The sequence below is a fragment of the Acinetobacter sp. SM34 genome (assembly GCF_022012365.1).
In the GTDB taxonomy this organism is placed as follows: domain Bacteria; phylum Pseudomonadota; class Gammaproteobacteria; order Pseudomonadales; family Moraxellaceae; genus Acinetobacter.
Map to the genome: position 1 here is coordinate 158,772 of NZ_JAKLTP010000004.1, position 15,729 is coordinate 174,500.

Here is a 15,729-nt window from a genome sequence, read left to right on the forward strand (position 1 = left end):
TTGTGTTGGTAAATATGCAAACTAAAGCTCCGATAAATAACAAGATGGAAAGAATATGAAAATAGATCCTGTATGGAAACAACTCATTACTGAAAGCTTTTTAAAAACAACCATCCGCACACCAAGTCAATTTAATTTACCGCCAAGCACGGCACGTTTTGCCATAGAACAAATGTGCCGCTTATTCCCACAGAATAAAGATGTCAGTATTCGCCCTCTTCGTCTTGCCGGCTTGCATGCAGAAGAAATCAAACCAGTAAATGAAGCCACTCAACTCATTTTATATGTTCACGGCGGTGCCTTCTATTTAGGTTCATTAAATACCCATCGGGCATTTTTATCCGACATGGTGGCACGCACCCAAATGCAGGTGATTCATGTGGATTATCCTCTGGCACCTGAACAGCCCTTTCCTGAAGCCCTGGATGCACTGTTTGATGTTTACAATATTTTGCTCGACCAAGGTATACAGGCCAAAGATATTATTTTGTCCGGCGACTCCTGTGGTGCCAATCTGGCTTTAGCCTTGGCGCTAAAAATTCGTGATGAACAGCTGCCTCAAGTCAGTGGTCTGATGCTGTTGTCACCCTTTTTAGATTTAACCCTGACCAGTGAATCCTTACGCTTCAACCAGAAACATGATGCGCTATTGTCTATTGAAACCTTAGAAACAGGGATTGATTATTACGTACCGAAAGCTATAGATAAATCACATCCTTCTATTTCTCCCCTGTTTGCGGATTTGACCGGATTACCTCCAACGCTGGTACAGGTGGGATCGAAAGAAATTCTACTGGATGATGCGCAGCGCTTTAAAGAAAAAGCAGAGCAGGCCAACGTACAGGTGACATTTAAACTTTATACCGGCATGTGGCACAATTTTCAGATGTTCCATGCCTGGTTTGATGAAGCAAAGCAGGCCATGGCCGATCTGGCCGAATTTGCCCATACCCTGGATCAAAGTTAAATTTAATTCGCGATCAAACATTTTCCATAAAAAAGGTCAGCCGCAGCTGACCCAAGAGGAATCATGGATAGGAGAATTTCAAATTACAGGCTTTTTACCTGAGCTAAAGCGCTGGCAATTGCCTGATCTTTTAACTCTGCGCCCATATTGACACCTTCAGCACGAATAATTTCCACATCATTCACACCGGTAAAGTTAAATACAGTTTTTAAAAAGCCTTCCTGGAAATCTGCCGGGCTATTTTCACCATACACACCTCCACGGCTGCTAGCGATATAGGCTTTTTTCTCACCGGCCAAACCCACAGGACCATTTTCAGTATATTTAAAGGTTTTACCTGCCACACTGATACGGTCAATCCAGGCTTTTAGAGTAGAAGGCAAGCCAAAGTTATACATCGCCGCACCCACAACGACTACGTCTGCATCCAGATACTGCTGAATAATTTTTTCACCCAAGGCTGTCTGTTCAGCATCTTGCCCCATCAAAATTTCAGCGGTTAAATGTGGAATGGGCTGTTTTGCCAAGTCCAGATATTCTACGCTTGCATCTGCATGCTTGGCTTGCAATTGAGTGACAATCGCCTGACTCAATTGGCGTGAAACAGAAGCATCACCTAAAATACTGGAATCGATATGTAAAACTTTCATGCCTGTTACCTTCATCTCTATTTATTCAATGTAGGCATTTTAATCTCCCAACAAAAATAGAATAATAGGCTTATACACAACACAACGTTCCATATTTAAAACAATAATGATTCAGCCTAACTAATCTTGAGACCAAAAAGTACAAAAAACAGGCATTACTATTGCTAAAAAAACATGCTATGTTGTGAATTCATAAAAATAAATCGACTTACTTCACATTAATTCACAATTTTACCAACCCGGGATTATCTCTATCGAATGAAGCCAATCTATTCACCGAATATCACTTTCTCGTTCAAAGAAAAAATTGCGAAATATCTGTTAGAAGATGGCGTGGTCATGAACTGGAGTGTCCTGAATAAATGCATTTTGATGCTGATTTTAGGTAGTGCGGTGCATATGATCTGGATTATCTGGAAAGTTTTCGTGCTGTTATCCCCCGAGGTATGGCACTGGGTAAATTTACCCTTGCTCAAACTACAGCTGGAACTGAATATCCTGATTTTGACCATCTTTATTGGACTGATTTACCCATGTTCGGCATGGCGTAAAAAAGCTTGGGTACAGCAATGGTTACCCTATTTATCCGTGGGAATTTTGGTCATTCCATTATGTCGTGATGGTTATGTCGTGGGTGTGCTCAGTCCCGCCACCATGATCACTTACATGAGTCTGGTCACTGTAGGCTTAGTACTATTTACCCGTAAAATCGTTTATTGCGCTCTCATCCCAGCCACATTATTTTTATTCGCTTGTGGCTATTTAAGTCTGCAAGGTCAAATCAGTTACGGTCCGTTGTTTCATCTAGACACCATGCCTTACCAAAATATGTTTTGGGTGCTTACGATGATGTATTTCATCGTGCCGATTTTAATTACCTGCCTTATTTTATTTGAAATTTTACTGAGTCAGTGGCGGCATCGAGAAAAGTTGATTCAGCATTTAAGTCAGGTTGACCCGCTAACCAATGCACTTAACCGACGCAGCATCAATTACTGTTTAGAAAAACTGGAACGCAAGCCAAGTAAATCTTATGCAGTGGTTCTGATTGATCTGGATCATTTTAAGCGCATTAATGACCAATACGGGCACGATAAAGGCGATGAAGCCCTGATTCAGGTCAGCCAAATCCTGTCACAGCTTATTCGGGATAGTGATGTGGTCGGTCGCTTGGGTGGGGAAGAATTTATTCTGATTCTGAATCAGTCTTCTCTGGAACAGGCACAAATTATTGCCGAGCGTTGTCGTCAGGCCATTCAACAGCTTCATTTATGCAGTGAATCGGGACAGATCATTCCGATTACCGCAAGTTTTGGCATTGCGCTATCTAGCAACACACTGAATTCGCAACAATTATTAAGCCAGGCAGATAAGGCACTCTATGCAGCCAAAGCCTGCGGACGCAATCAGGTCAAATGCTATCAGGAAGAGTTTTTTACTGAACCCAAGCCCTGCTAAAGCGGTTTCTGCTGATACGATTCTAAATAATTCACCCAGGCATCTTCTTGCAATGCAGCATCCATCCACGTTTTCACGGCAGGATGCCGCAGCATGGTGTGCATATACTGCTGTGTCGACTCACTGACCGGTAAGGCATAGGTCATCAGCCGCGTTACCACCGGGGCATAAAATGCATCGGCAATTGAAAATTCACCACATAAAAAACCGTTCACATCGGGACGTTCCGACCAAATCTGCTCGATACGGGCCACATCGTCATGCAATGCGGCATCGTCCTGCCACAAACGTTTGCCGACCTCTGCCAAACTGGCACGGATATTCATGCCACAGGCATTACGCAAGCTGGTAAATCCACTGTGCATTTCCGCTGTAATGCAACGTGCACGGGCACGCTGCTTGACATCTTTCGGCCACAAATGCTGATCGGGATGCCGTTCTGCCAGATATTCACAAATCGCCAGTGAATCCCATAGCATCAAGTCATGATCGATCAATACCGGCACTTTACCATTCGGGTTAATCACCAGAACATCCTGTTTAAAAGTACCGGTATTACGCTCCGGTGGAAATGGCAGCATAATTTCTTCAAACGGTAAATTGAAAGCTTTCAGCACCAGCCACGGGCGCATGGACCAGCTGGAATAATTTTTATTGGCAATATAGAGCTGATACATGAAATTATTGTCCTCTATGCTGCTGAAACAGATCGAGCTGTTTCAGTAATTCAGCTTCGCTAAAAGCTCCAGTTAGACGTAAACCACGGATTTCCTGCCGCTTCGCATCTAAGAATAAATAGGTCGGCGGCCCTAAAATATCCCATTGATTCAATAATGCCTGATGCGTTGCATCGTAGTCACTCAAATCCAGCTTAATCAGAAAATAAGGTTCTAAGGCTTGCTGCACCGGTGCAGATTTTAAAACACGATGTTCAATTGGCTGGCAGGCTACACACCAATCTGCATAGACATCAATAATAATGGCTTGGTTAGCAGGTACATTGGCGAGGATATGCTGAAATTCATCGGCAGTTTTCGCCACATGCCAACTGGCTTGGTTACTGCTCTGGGTGATAAAGAAACGCTGGCTATGCTGATATTGAGTATAAGCCAAATACGGAACCACCACGAGCAAGGCCAAAATATACAGCCATTTGAATGGAGCTGTTTGCCGCATGATTCGAATGCTTAAATATCCAATAAAAAAGAGACCTAAACCCAAACTTAACCATTGTAACCAAGCTTCAGAAATTAACGGACGAATAAAATACAGCGCCAGAGCCAACATGATAAATGCAAAAAACACCTTAATCTGGTGCATCCACAGCCCTGCTTTAGGCAGTACCCTGGAACCTAATACGCTGGCCAGAAGTAAGGGGGTTCCCATGCCAAAACCCAAGGTGAATAGCAAGATTGCCCCCTGCCACTGACTTTGGGTCTGGGAAATAAATAATAGTGCCCCAGCCAGCGGCGCGGTCATGCAAGGGCCGACCAACAGTGCAGAGATCATTCCCATGATACCTGCACCCAGCAGACTCCCGCCTTTTTGCAGTGAATGCACCCGATCTAAACGGTTTACCAAAGCATGCGGTAATTTAATTTCAAACAGCCCAAATAAATTCAGGGCAAACAGCACAAACAGCACACTAAAAGCAATCAGGGTAGAAGGCTGTTGCAACCAGCGTTGAAAATTCAAACCGGCAGATGAAGCGATTAAGCCTAAAACCGCATAAACCATCGCCATGCTACAGACAAAGACCAAAGCAATCATCCAGGCTTTTAAGCCTTTGCTATCGCGTACAATTAAGGAGGTCAAAATAGGTAACATCGGCAATGAACACGGAGTAAAGGCCAAGAGTATCCCCAAGCCGAAAAATAACAATAAGCCATAAACGAAAGAGCTTTCGGCTAATGTTTCCGACCACATTTGATCTTTTGCAGTATCTAATGGGACAGGTTTTTCAGTCACCTTGATGCTATTTTGCGTAGCACTTAATGTTGGATTCCCACTGACAGAACTGTTTGCAGATGATGACAGATCAAGCAGGCGTTTACTGGCTCTGGCCTGATTTTGCAGCAGCACCAGGCCATCAATATCGGTATGAAACTCAACAGTTTGTGGCGGGTAGCAGATCCGGTCTTGGGCACAGCCCTGCCACGTCACCCGGTAGGTTTGGGAGGCTTCGGTCGAAATATTAAATTGCACTTGATGAAAATAAACCTGGGTGCGACCATAGTTTTCATCATGTAAATCGGTGGCTTGCGGCAATTTAAAAGCCAGCTTTTGTGCCCCTTGCCGGACTTCAAATTTGTGCTGATATAAATAATAACCCTCTGGAATTGTCCAGTTGAGTCGGGCTTCATGTGTACTGCTAGATTCAACACTAAAAGAAAAAGCATCCTCAGGTGCAAGCAATTGCTCTTGTGCCTGTAGTGTCATGGAACATAATAAAATAACACTACACATCAATCCGCTTATAGCGGAATACAACCACACGCCCAAGTCCTGAAAATGCTTTTTCATATGAATTTTTATTTTTTAATTAAAATAGGAATGAAACACCCAAACCTGATTGGTAGCTTTTATCTCGACCATTTAAGTCCACACCAATACTGGCATCCATTTGCACGCGCTCATTTAGTGCATAGACAAGTCCTGAGCCCAGTGCATATTCATAGTGTTGACTTTCGGCTTTGCGATAGACCAGTTCAGAAAAACCTGACAATTTGTCAGTGATTTTATATTCAATGGTCGGTACTGCAGTCACTGCCCAGTTGCTGTTTTGGACTTCATAGCGCATGGTCATGGAAGTAGCAATTAAATCGCTATAATCATAAGCCACAGCCGAGGTTAGGCTGTAAATATCATCTTCATTGCTAAAACCGTCATTACCAGTCGCCAGAATAGCTTCGGCTAAAATAGCCATAGAAAGCTTTTCATCATCCAGATCAATGGCCTTTTTTACCCCAATGCTGACATCACCCAGACCGTCTTCTTCAATGGACTGGCCTGCCGTTTTGGTCTTTAACCAGGATGGTCCTTGCCAGCCCAATTGCACTTCAAGATCTTTGGCTAAACCGGTACGCAATAACATGTCGGCATTTAAGCTGGTGTTTTTAACCTTTAGCCCGTTTTCATCAGTACTTTCTGAGTAGTTTAGGCTTGGTAAACCCTGTTCCCATGCCAGCTGACCGACTGGAGTAATACCTGTACCAATTCCTGTACCCGGACGGTCAAAAGAAAAGTTGGCAGCCATCACATTGATGCTAAAACCTGCTGCAAAAATGAAACTTACTGTTTTTAGGACTGGCATGAATTGTCTCACTGATTATGTTAATTCTTTAGTCATTTTAGCCCCATAACTACGGAGCAATTCTAAAGTTTGCTTTTCTTCGGCCAATGCTTCTGACCAGTTGATTTCATCAAAGTCACAATCAAAGAATAAATCACTAATCGAAGATAGTATGGTCTGACCATCTTCATCTTTGGTATTGGGATCTACTTTTTCATCCAGTAAACGTTTCACTGCAGGCACGCAGGCGGAGCTGGCAGCATCCCATAATGGACCATACAGTTCTTCGGCATCCCACAAATGTAAATTGACTTTGGCTTGAATAAGCGCCTCTAAAATTTCAAGATGAACTGCCAGATTCTGCTGTTTTTCCTGTTCAGATAAAGGTGAACTGGCTTCATAAGCTTCGCAAATATGCTCCCACCATTTGAACAAACCATCGGACCAGACAGAAATGGCCGGACCTTTTTCCAGATCAATAAAATTCGGATCGAGACCTTCTGCCAAAAGACGTTGTACCAGAACAAGATCCAGCTCTTCTATTGCCTGTACAAAGACTTGTTGTTGCGCTGTTAACATGGAGAAAATACTCTTCAATCATTTTCTAACTATTATGCCGAATAAACTGTCATTTGTTTTAGCTAAATGTATAAGGAGTATATTTTTTATTTCTGTTGCCCTGCCCCGAATAGCATATTAAAACGCCCATAAAAAAAGCTCCGAAGAGCTTTTTTCTTTAAGCAAGATGTTGCTTAATCATTTACATCGTCCACATCACTGGCTTCTGCAGTTTCAGCAAGTACCGGCACCGCAGCACGAGGGTCATCTATTTTCTCAAATAGATGTTCCAAACTGCGTTTTAAGCGGTCAATGGCTCCATGTATGGCAGTATCGATATTATGACCATGATGGTTCACCACCACTGGTTTCAAACCTGCCGGCCGTGCTTCGATCATGCAGTGAATATCATCTGCACCACCTTTGGGACCATTTTCATCGCTAAAATGAACCGAGAAATGGGTAATACGTTCGCTATAACGTTGGAATTCAGCATTCAGTTCTGCACGAACATAAGTAATTAAACGCTCACTATTTTGGATGTTTTTATCGGTACGAATTTCAATGTTCATATAATTTCATCCTCTTTATTCATCAAATCTTTTTGTGCAAAACTTCTTATCTTGGCACGTTTCACCTTGCTGTTAACAACAGCGCTGAGCATCTTCAACCTAGTTTGGAACGAGTTCCTCCACATTGAATGATGAACACTTTTAACTCTGCAGATTCGTGTCCTTATGCTTTGAATATAAGGGTCTAGGTGAAGCTTATGCAAGTAGTATTTTGATATTTTTTTAAATGCCCTATAACGTATAAGGAATTTGACTTTCTCCTCTAAATAATTTGATAAATATCACATTATTTCTTTGCGGATAAAATGCCTTCTTCAAACTGCTTTACTTTTTTTATCAATATGTATTTTTAGGTATCAAAGCGGTGTCTTGATTTTAATCAGGAGTACTCTGAAAAAAGCAGACTATTTTTTTAACCATTGATCAATTTTGGCTTTATTTTTGCTAAAGAATCTGTATGCTTTGCTTGCTTCTCGGGGGAGATATTTTTTGATGAAACTTACACAAATTTTTGCTACATGCGCATTGGCTTCAACTGCTGCGCTCACTCAAGCTTCACCTGTAGTATGGCAAGACTTCAGCTTGACTGGTCTTTATGGTGAAAACTATGAAGTAGGTACTGAAGACCGCACGACCGTGACTGCAGAATATGCAGCTAAACTTAAATATTCTGATGTATTCTTCTTCGTTGACCATCAATTGGATGGCAATGATGAACAAAATACATATTTCGAGTTAGCGCCACGTTTAAGCTTAGGCGAAGTATCTGGAAAAGATCTTTCTTTTGGTCCAATTAAAGATGTCCTTATTGCGACAACTTGGGAACACAATGCGGGATATGATCAAAACCAAGAATTTAACAACTTCTTGTATGGTGTGGGTTTCTCTTTAGATATTCCATATACCCAATATGCCAATGTAAACTTCTATAAAGCGGATAACGACAAAACTAAAGATGATTATCAAATGACGATCACTTATGCTGTTCCGTTTAAATTGGGTTCTGAAGATTTCCTTGTAGATGCCTTCCTGGATTGGTCAACAGCTGAAAAAGGCGCTCAAGCAAGCGAGCTGAACTGGACCAGCCAGTACAAATGGAATGTAGGTAAGCATATTTCACCTAAAACTAAATTATATGTTGGTATCGAACACTCGGTTTGGAACAACAAATTTGGTATTCAAGGCGTTGATCAAAACGACGTCAGTGCTTTGGTCAAATACCACTTCTAAGCACCACGTTTTGAACGTTGAAATGAGCAAGGCTTCGGTCTTGCTTTTTTTATTGCTGAAAATCAGGTTTATTTCTAAAATCCAGAGTCTATTGATTCGTTCGGCATACACTCATGGGTTTTCTGATTCGTCCCGCTCAACCACAAGACCTTGAACACATCCTGAAAATTTACAATGCTGAAATTTTAAATGGTACTGCGACCTGGAATAGCACACCAAAGTCTATTGAGGATTTTCAGAGCTGGTTTAAAACCCTTACTAAACAACAGTTTCCTTTATTTGTCGCTGAACATTCAGAGACTAAACACATCGCCGGCTATGCCGATTATTCTTCTTTCCGTCAAATTACCGGGTTTAAACATACAGTTGAACATTCGGTCTTTATTCATCCGGACTTTATCGGACAAGGTCTAGGCAAAGCCTTAATGCTCAAGCTGATTGATCATGCACGGCAAAATCATATTCATGTGATGGTGGCTGCGATTGATCATGAAAATCAGGCATCGATTGTGTTACATGAAAAATTAGGTTTTAAGCAGACGGGTTATATGCCTGAGGTGGGGCAGAAGTTTGGTAAATGGCGTGATCTGGTGTTGATGCAACGGATATTGAATTAAATTAAGAAAAAAATAATGATTCAGTCACTGCTTTAAATAAAAAAGCCCGCAATATGCGGACTTTTTTGATATATAAATAATAACTTAATAAAAAAATTAAACCGCCAGATCCGCCAGATTACCTTTCTGTTCTAACCAGTGTTTACGGTCTGATGAGCGTTTTTTCGCAAGTAATTTATCCAGTAGACCGGCAGTAAAATGCGCATCATCTAAATCAAGCTGCACCAAACGACGGGTATTCGGGTCCATTGTGGTTTCACGTAACTGACTGGCATTCATCTCACCCAGACCTTTGAATCGGGTGATTTGCGGATTCTTGCTTTTGCATTTTTTCAGAATGCTTTCCAACTCGTCTTCATCCAGCGCATAGTGCACATCCTTGCCATCATCAATACGGAACAATGGCGGCATGGCCACAAACAAATGCCCTTCCTCCACCATGGTTGGGAAGTGTTTCACAAACAAGGCACAGAGCAAGGTCGCGATATGCAGACCATCCGAATCGGCATCGGCCAGAATACAGATTTTACCGTAGCGAAGTTCTGACAGGTCATCACTGCCCGGATCGACTCCAATCGCAATGGCAATATCATGCACCTCCTGAGAGCCCAAGACCTCATCGGAAGATACTTCCCAGGTATTTAAGATTTTCCCGCGAATCGGCATGATCGCCTGAAAATTCTTGTCACGTGCCTGCTTGGCAGAACCGCCTGCAGAATCCCCTTCCACAATGAAGAGTTCCGATTCTTCCAAAGTATGTCCTACGCAGTCCGCCAATTTACCCGGGAGTGCAGGTCCGGAAACAATCTTCTTACGTTCAACTTTTTTTGCCGCTTTTAAACGGCGACCCGCCTTGGCAATCGCTAATTCAGCCAGCTGCATGGCAATGTCTGAATTCTGGTTGAGCCACAATGCAAAAGCATCTTTGGCGATATTCAGTACAATGCCTGAGGCTTCACGGCTCGACAGGCGCTCTTTAGTTTGACCGGAAAATTGTGGTTCCTGAAATTTTAAAGACAGAATGTAGTTCACCCCATCCCAGACATCTTCGGCAGACAATTTTAAATTACGCGGCAACAGGTTACGCAGTTCACAGAACTCACGCATGGCATCGGTGACCCCTGAACGCAGACCGTTGACGTGGGTACCACCTTGCGCGGTTGGAATCAGGTTGACGTAGCTTTCCTGAATCTGCTCGCCACCTTCAGCATTCCAGCAAATCGCAAATTCGGCACTGGCACGCTCGGCTTCGCCACTTGCCACGAAAGCAGGACTCGGAATGATTTCACGATCTTCAAGCTCATCCATCAAATAGTCAACCAGACCATTTTCAAATTGCCAGCTGATCTTTTCATCATTGATTTGATCAACATAGTTGATCTCTAAGCCTGCCGCCAAAACTGCTTTGGCTTTTAAATTATGTTTTAACGCTTTGAGGGCAAACTTGGGCGAATCAAAATATTTGGCTTCCGGCCAGAAGTGTACCGTAGTCCCTGTCACACGTTTCGGTGCTTTACCTTGCAGCACTTCAAGCGGCGCAACCGGTTCACCGTGCTCAAAAGCCATTTTATACAGGTTGCCCTGACGCTGAACTTCCACTTCCACCCGGTCAGATAGGGCATTGACCACTGAAATCCCTACCCCATGCAAACCACCGGAAAACTGGTAGTTATCGGTACTGAATTTACCCCCGGCATGCAGCTTGGTCAGAATAATTTCAATCCCGCTTTGGCCATATTCAGGGTGAATATCCACCGGCATGCCCCGGCCATTGTCTTCAACCGACAGGGAACCATCTTTATACACCGTGACGGTAATTTTATTGGCATGTCCGGCAAGTGCCTCATCCACAGCGTTATCAATAACTTCCTGCGCCAAATGGTTGGGGCGAGTGGTATCGGTATACATGCCGGGACGACGCCGTACCGGATCTAAACCAGATAGAACTTCAAGTGATTGAGCCGTATATTGAGACACGTTGTACTGTTTCCTTAATTTATACAATCCGATAAAAACTGTAAGGCCATCGGTATTTTGTCTGCGAAATTTTCCATCGCATGATTGCCATTTGCTTCGGTAATCAGCATGGACTGATGTGAAGCATTGCTATAATAGCGCTGTGCTTCACGATAATCCAAAACTTCGTCCCCTTGTTGTAATAACACTAAAATTTTGTCCGCATCTTGCACAAATGGCACTGCCATCTGCTCAAGCTGATCCAGATGGGTATGATCCAGCGTCCATTCTGCATTGACCACATAGGGAATCTGATCACTGCCAAATAAGTCACAAAACAGTTGCCATGGTCGCATAGCGGGATTAATTAAAACAGCCGGCACGCCATACTTTGCGACCAGCTGTGTCGCATAAAAGCCGCCCAGACTACTCCCGACCAGCACGACCTGATCCAGATTCTCAATCATCGCAGCTACATGTGCCATCGTCTGTTCCGGGGGCAGATTAAGATCCGGCAGATGCACATGAACATTGTCCTGCTGCTGACAGTAGTCTTTAATTTGCTGGCCTTTTATGGATAAAGCACTGCTTTTAAATCCATGTAAATAGATGATGTTCATGGTTTTTTATTGCATCATTACCAAATTTAAACTAGATTTATTTTATACCTGAGTTTTAGCTACCCATCAGTTTTTATCTAGATATAACCAAAATTGTCAGACAAAAAAATTAATACCGAAGCTCAATCATCGTTATTGTAAAAGCTGTTCCAGATGAACGATATAAAATGAAAAGCTAAGAGTTTATACCGTGATCCCAAGAAAAAATAAAGGGTATGGGAAACATGGTCACAGAAAGGACAGGATCAAATGCCGAGTTTAACCCCATTACATGAAACCTATTGTAGATGGGACCGTACACCGCCCAGTCAAGCTGATGTATTGGAAGGTCTCGCACAATTGGTGACTACACGTCTAAACGACGTGATGCAGGAGCTGGTTCAGGCGATTCAACGCGAAATTTTAATTAGCGTGTTTGGCATGAGTGAGCAACGCTCGAAAAAAATACAAAAAATTCCTTATATCGACAAACTTTACCAGCTGTCCTTCGACACCCTGCTCAACTACGGCAACTATTTACTGGCACCCGGTTTACGTCAGATTATTGAAAAATATCCAAAATTACATGAGAAACCGCTGACACCTGCGCTGCACTTTCTCGTCGGGGTGCTCAACGGGGTGCTGGGTGATTATTTATTAAAATACCAGAACCCGATGGCCCTGCCGATGGTGCTGTATGACCACTATGGCGGACTGCAAAAAGGGGACTTGTCCGGTCGTGTGGTGATCTTTGTGCATGGTTTATGTATGTCCCATTTAGAATGGTCTAACCGTCAATATGGCGGTATTGGCGAGAAGTTGCTGGCGCAACGTGACAATAACACCATGCTGTACCTGAATTACAACACCGGGCGTCGTATCTCGGCCAATGGTCGCAGTCTGGCCAACACGCTGGAAGATTTGATTCGTCGTAATCCGCGCATCACCAGCATTGATTTAATTGGCCACAGTATGGGCGGCCTGGTTTCGCGCAGTGCCCTATTCTACGGCAAACAAAACATGTATCAATGGATGCATCTGACAGAAAATCTGGTTTGCTTGGGTTCACCGCATCATGGTGCAGTATTGGAACGCTTTGGTTTTATTCTGCAAGATAAACTGGGACATTTCCCCTTTGTAAAAATTATCCGGCATATCGTCAATATTCGCAGCAATGGCATTCTGGATTTGCGTTATGGTAGTGTCCGTGATGATGACTGGGAACATAACCATGCCCGGATCGGCGGCATGGATGACAATCGCAAACCGGCACCCTTACCGAAACATATCAATACCTACTTCGTTGCAGGCACCATTGAATATGAAAATAAAAAGAACCGGACCTTAAAGGTACTGGGTGATTATCTGGTGAGTGTGGAAAGTGCTTTAGGCGAACATCCAAATCCACGTTTTCAACTGAAAGTGCCCCAATCCCATAAAGCGATCTTTTATGGCTTAAGTCATTTTGAAATCAACTATCATTCCAGTGTGGCGGAACAGATCGTGAAATGGTTCTACCCGCCGCAAAATGAACAGGTCAAAGAAGAAGTGCATGAATACCGCATGCAGCTGGAAGACTGGTCTAGGATTGCGCTGACTTAGGCAAACAACTTAAGCAAACCATAAAAAAGCCAACATTAAGTTGGCTTTTTTCTACACATCTTTATTTTTTCTTGGCTGCTTTATGGGTTACCAATGGATAGCGACGCAACAGTTGCCACAGGCTAATCAAGGCTAGTACAGCAAAGAAAGCCAATGACCACACCGGAAGGGATTGCCCCAACAAAGTCCAATCCACTTTGGCACATTCGCCAGAACCGGTCAGCACTTGTTCAAACACCGACTTTAATGGCAACGTTTCCACCCAGTAATCTAAGCCGGGACCACAACTCGGTACCTGATCGGGTGGCAAATTTTGCAGCCAGACATGACGTGCTGCCACGCCTGCTGACCAAAGAATACTGATTGAACCCAATAAGGTATAAATACGTTTAACCACATTTGAACTCGGGTTATGCAAAAAAGCGACCAGAGAAACAATCCCCAACCCAATTAAACCAATGCGTTGAAATACACACAGCGGACAAGGTTCAAGCCCTTGTACATGTTCCAGATATAACGCAAACGCCATTCCAATGACGCTGGCTAAAAATAAAAAACCACTCACGAAGCGATAACTCCATTGCATGGTGAATCCTCTTAATTTTATCGATAATCGGCAAGATATTGCTCAAAACTGAGACTGCTATCTTGCTCGAGTTGCTGTTGCTGTTGCAATGACTGCCCCGCTAAATCATCAAAATAAGACAATGTATCCGGGCTTAATTCATGCTGCTCATAGGTCGTTGCATGTTGTTGTGCCATGAAACTACCAAAACTCCATGTGCCGCCATTTTCTAAAGTATCGGCAATCACTTGAGCAGACAGGGTTTCATCCACCTCATCAATACGACCGAGCATAACTGCCAAGGCTGCTGAATACATCTTGGTGTTATAGCTGATATCCAGTAAATCAGCCCAAGGCTGCATTTTGATGACCTGCGCACGCGCCCAATCTTCAATCGGGTGCTTCCCAGCTGCATCCACAATAGTGGCATTTGGCGCACGGCCACGATTGACCACTTCGGCCTGATTACGCTCAATCTGTTCCTGTTCCGGGTCGAGCAAATCCGGGCTATCTTGTACCAGGCAATGCAGTGCCAACACTTCCAGAAATGCCGCCGTATTTTCATCAATCCCGATCGGACTATACGGATTGACATCGACTGCACGCAGTTCGACATAACCGACCCCGCGATTTTGCAGCGCTTGCGACGGAGTTTCTCCTGCTTGAGGCACCTGTTTCGGACGGACTAGGCTGTAGTACTCATTTTCAATTTGCAGTACATGATCATTGATCTGAATCGGTTCACCGTGTTCATCATTTAAGCCTAAACGGCTAAAAGGCGCATAAGGCGTTTTCACCGCTTTCTGCAAGCCCTCCAGATAACCTGACAGGTTGTTGTAGTGAATTCCCAATTGTTTCTGTGCGGAATTTTGATAACCAAAATTGCCCATACGCAATGCAGTCGCATACGGCAAGAACAAGGTGCCTTTTAATAAAGGCAATAAATGATGGTCGCGCCCGATCATAAAGCATTTACACACTGAAGGACTAGCCCCGACCAGAAACATCACCAAGGGGGTTAAACGGATAAAGTTACGGATTAAGCCAAAGTAACGGTGACTGCGATAATCCTGCAAACTGAGGCTTTTTAGGGCTTCATCGTTTTCATGTTGTTGCAGTGCTTCAAACACTTGATCTGGAAAAGATAAATTATAATGCACCCCGGAAATGGTTTGCATACGGCGACCATAACGCACCCCTAAACCACGGCGATATAGAGTCTTGAAGCGTCCAATATTGGAGCTGCCATATTGGGCTAAACGAATGCTTTCTTCGTCATCATTCAGCATACACGGCATCGACAAGGGCCACAATTTTTCATCATTTTCTAAATTGCGATGCGCAACGGCATGAATATCGGCTAAATAATCGAGTGCTTTTTTAATGCTGTCTTGTGGAGGGGTAATAAACTCCATCAAGGCTTCGGAATAGTCAGTGGTAATGTGCGGATGTGTTAATGCCGACCCCAATGCCTTTGGATGCCCTGCTTGTGATAAAAAGCCATTGCTTTGCATACGCAGGCTTTCTCGTTCAATACCACGCAGCATGCCATTAAACAGCGAAGAATCCACCCAAGTTGGTACCACAACTTGAGAGGTCGATTCGGGTTGACTCATTACAATCTCGCTTACCGGAAGATAACTACTAAAATAAAATCATCAGT

At 43.4% G+C, this 15,729-nt stretch carries 15 protein-coding genes; 5 read left to right on the forward strand and 10 right to left on the reverse strand.

Annotated features, from left to right (window positions below; translation table 11 throughout):
• The first annotated feature begins 55 nt into the window (after positions 1-55).
• Positions 56-967: an alpha/beta hydrolase gene (locus LZZ98_RS05195; protein WP_237786942.1), complete on the forward strand. Its 912-nt coding sequence runs from the start codon at positions 56-58 to the stop codon at positions 965-967.
• Between the two features lie 83 nt (positions 968-1,050).
• Here LZZ98_RS05195 and LZZ98_RS05200 read toward each other — a convergent pair whose 3' ends face one another.
• Positions 1,051-1,617: an FMN-dependent NADH-azoreductase gene (locus LZZ98_RS05200; RefSeq protein ID WP_086176386.1), complete on the reverse strand. Its 567-nt coding sequence runs from the start codon at positions 1,615-1,617 to the stop codon at positions 1,051-1,053.
• A 258-nt stretch (positions 1,618-1,875) separates the two neighbouring features.
• Here LZZ98_RS05200 and LZZ98_RS05205 point away from each other — a divergent pair, with 258 nt between their 5' ends.
• Positions 1,876-3,075 carry a GGDEF domain-containing protein gene (locus LZZ98_RS05205; RefSeq protein ID WP_237786943.1) on the forward strand — a complete coding sequence of 400 codons (1,200 nt, stop codon included), beginning with the start codon at positions 1,876-1,878 and terminating at the stop codon, positions 3,073-3,075.
• Here LZZ98_RS05205 and LZZ98_RS05210 read toward each other — a convergent pair.
• The 5 genes from LZZ98_RS05210 to LZZ98_RS05230 all read right to left on the reverse strand — a co-directional run bounded on the left by LZZ98_RS05210 (position 3,072) and on the right by LZZ98_RS05230 (position 7,497).
• Positions 3,072-3,752, reverse strand: coding sequence for a glutathione S-transferase family protein (locus tag LZZ98_RS05210; protein WP_237786944.1), 681 nt, complete (start codon positions 3,750-3,752; stop codon positions 3,072-3,074). The genes LZZ98_RS05205 and LZZ98_RS05210 overlap by 4 nt on opposite strands.
• Before the next feature lie 4 nt (positions 3,753-3,756).
• Positions 3,757-5,598 (reverse strand): protein-disulfide reductase DsbD, encoded by a 1,842-nt coding sequence (gene dsbD, locus LZZ98_RS05215; protein ID WP_237786945.1) that lies wholly within the window; start codon positions 5,596-5,598, stop codon positions 3,757-3,759.
• Between the two features lie 19 nt (positions 5,599-5,617).
• On the reverse strand, positions 5,618-6,388 hold the full coding sequence (locus LZZ98_RS05220; protein ID WP_237786946.1) for a transporter: 771 nt from the start codon (positions 6,386-6,388) through the stop codon (positions 5,618-5,620).
• 15 nt (positions 6,389-6,403) lie between these two features.
• Positions 6,404-6,946 (reverse strand): ankyrin repeat domain-containing protein, encoded by a 543-nt coding sequence (locus tag LZZ98_RS05225; protein WP_237786947.1) that lies wholly within the window; start codon positions 6,944-6,946, stop codon positions 6,404-6,406.
• Between the two features lie 173 nt (positions 6,947-7,119).
• Positions 7,120-7,497, reverse strand: coding sequence for an HPF/RaiA family ribosome-associated protein (locus tag LZZ98_RS05230; RefSeq protein ID WP_237786948.1), 378 nt, complete (start codon positions 7,495-7,497; stop codon positions 7,120-7,122).
• Between the two features lie 492 nt (positions 7,498-7,989).
• Here LZZ98_RS05230 and LZZ98_RS05235 point away from each other — a divergent pair, with 492 nt between their 5' ends.
• Positions 7,990-8,727, forward strand: a complete 738-nt coding sequence (locus LZZ98_RS05235) for an outer membrane protein OmpK (RefSeq protein ID WP_237786949.1) — start codon at positions 7,990-7,992, stop codon at positions 8,725-8,727.
• A gap of 113 nt (positions 8,728-8,840) precedes the next feature.
• Positions 8,841-9,344, forward strand: a complete 504-nt coding sequence (locus LZZ98_RS05240) for a GNAT family N-acetyltransferase (RefSeq protein WP_237786950.1) — start codon at positions 8,841-8,843, stop codon at positions 9,342-9,344.
• A 96-nt stretch (positions 9,345-9,440) separates the two neighbouring features.
• On the opposite strand, the gene parE is transcribed toward LZZ98_RS05240, so the two are convergent.
• Together parE and LZZ98_RS05250 are read right to left on the reverse strand one after the other, a co-directional pair.
• Positions 9,441-11,321 (reverse strand): DNA topoisomerase IV subunit B, encoded by a 1,881-nt coding sequence (gene parE, locus LZZ98_RS05245; protein ID WP_237786951.1) that lies wholly within the window; start codon positions 11,319-11,321, stop codon positions 9,441-9,443.
• A 14-nt stretch (positions 11,322-11,335) separates the two neighbouring features.
• A complete protein-coding gene (locus tag LZZ98_RS05250) occupies positions 11,336-11,920 on the reverse strand; it encodes a YqiA/YcfP family alpha/beta fold hydrolase (protein WP_237786952.1) in 585 nt (194 codons plus the stop codon).
• Positions 11,921-12,169: 249 nt separating this feature from the next.
• Here LZZ98_RS05250 and LZZ98_RS05255 point away from each other — a divergent pair, with 249 nt between their 5' ends.
• On the forward strand, positions 12,170-13,501 hold the full coding sequence (locus LZZ98_RS05255; RefSeq protein ID WP_237786953.1) for a GPI inositol-deacylase: 1,332 nt from the start codon (positions 12,170-12,172) through the stop codon (positions 13,499-13,501).
• Positions 13,502-13,562: 61 nt separating this feature from the next.
• Here LZZ98_RS05255 and LZZ98_RS05260 read toward each other — a convergent pair whose 3' ends face one another.
• Positions 13,563-14,087, reverse strand: a complete 525-nt coding sequence (locus LZZ98_RS05260; protein WP_237786954.1) for a disulfide bond formation protein B — start codon at positions 14,085-14,087, stop codon at positions 13,563-13,565.
• A gap of 17 nt (positions 14,088-14,104) precedes the next feature.
• Positions 14,105-15,682: a glutamate--cysteine ligase gene (gshA, locus tag LZZ98_RS05265; protein WP_237786955.1), complete on the reverse strand. Its 1,578-nt coding sequence runs from the start codon at positions 15,680-15,682 to the stop codon at positions 14,105-14,107.
• Between the last annotated feature and the right edge of the window lie 47 nt (positions 15,683-15,729).

Bases quoted from the DNA above. Each gene is read 5' to 3' on its own strand.
- LZZ98_RS05195 (WP_237786942.1), top strand. From the start codon at position 56: ATGAAAATAGATCCTGTATGGAAACAACTCATTACTGAAAGCTTTTTA.
- LZZ98_RS05200 (WP_086176386.1), bottom strand. From the start codon at position 1,617: ATGAAAGTTTTACATATCGATTCCAGTATTTTAGGTGATGCTTCTGTT.
- LZZ98_RS05205 (WP_237786943.1), top strand. From the start codon at position 1,876: ATGAAGCCAATCTATTCACCGAATATCACTTTCTCGTTCAAAGAAAAA.
- LZZ98_RS05210 (WP_237786944.1), bottom strand. From the start codon at position 3,752: ATGTATCAGCTCTATATTGCCAATAAAAATTATTCCAGCTGGTCCATG.
- dsbD (WP_237786945.1), bottom strand. From the start codon at position 5,598: ATGAAAAAGCATTTTCAGGACTTGGGCGTGTGGTTGTATTCCGCTATA.
- LZZ98_RS05220 (WP_237786946.1), bottom strand. From the start codon at position 6,388: ATGCCAGTCCTAAAAACAGTAAGTTTCATTTTTGCAGCAGGTTTTAGC.
- LZZ98_RS05225 (WP_237786947.1), bottom strand. From the start codon at position 6,946: ATGTTAACAGCGCAACAACAAGTCTTTGTACAGGCAATAGAAGAGCTG.
- LZZ98_RS05230 (WP_237786948.1), bottom strand. From the start codon at position 7,497: ATGAACATTGAAATTCGTACCGATAAAAACATCCAAAATAGTGAGCGT.
- LZZ98_RS05235 (WP_237786949.1), top strand. From the start codon at position 7,990: ATGAAACTTACACAAATTTTTGCTACATGCGCATTGGCTTCAACTGCT.
- LZZ98_RS05240 (WP_237786950.1), top strand. From the start codon at position 8,841: ATGGGTTTTCTGATTCGTCCCGCTCAACCACAAGACCTTGAACACATC.
- LZZ98_RS05250 (WP_237786952.1), bottom strand. From the start codon at position 11,920: ATGAACATCATCTATTTACATGGATTTAAAAGCAGTGCTTTATCCATA.
- LZZ98_RS05255 (WP_237786953.1), top strand. From the start codon at position 12,170: ATGCCGAGTTTAACCCCATTACATGAAACCTATTGTAGATGGGACCGT.
- LZZ98_RS05260 (WP_237786954.1), bottom strand. From the start codon at position 14,087: ATGCAATGGAGTTATCGCTTCGTGAGTGGTTTTTTATTTTTAGCCAGC.
- gshA (WP_237786955.1), bottom strand. From the start codon at position 15,682: ATGAGTCAACCCGAATCGACCTCTCAAGTTGTGGTACCAACTTGGGTG.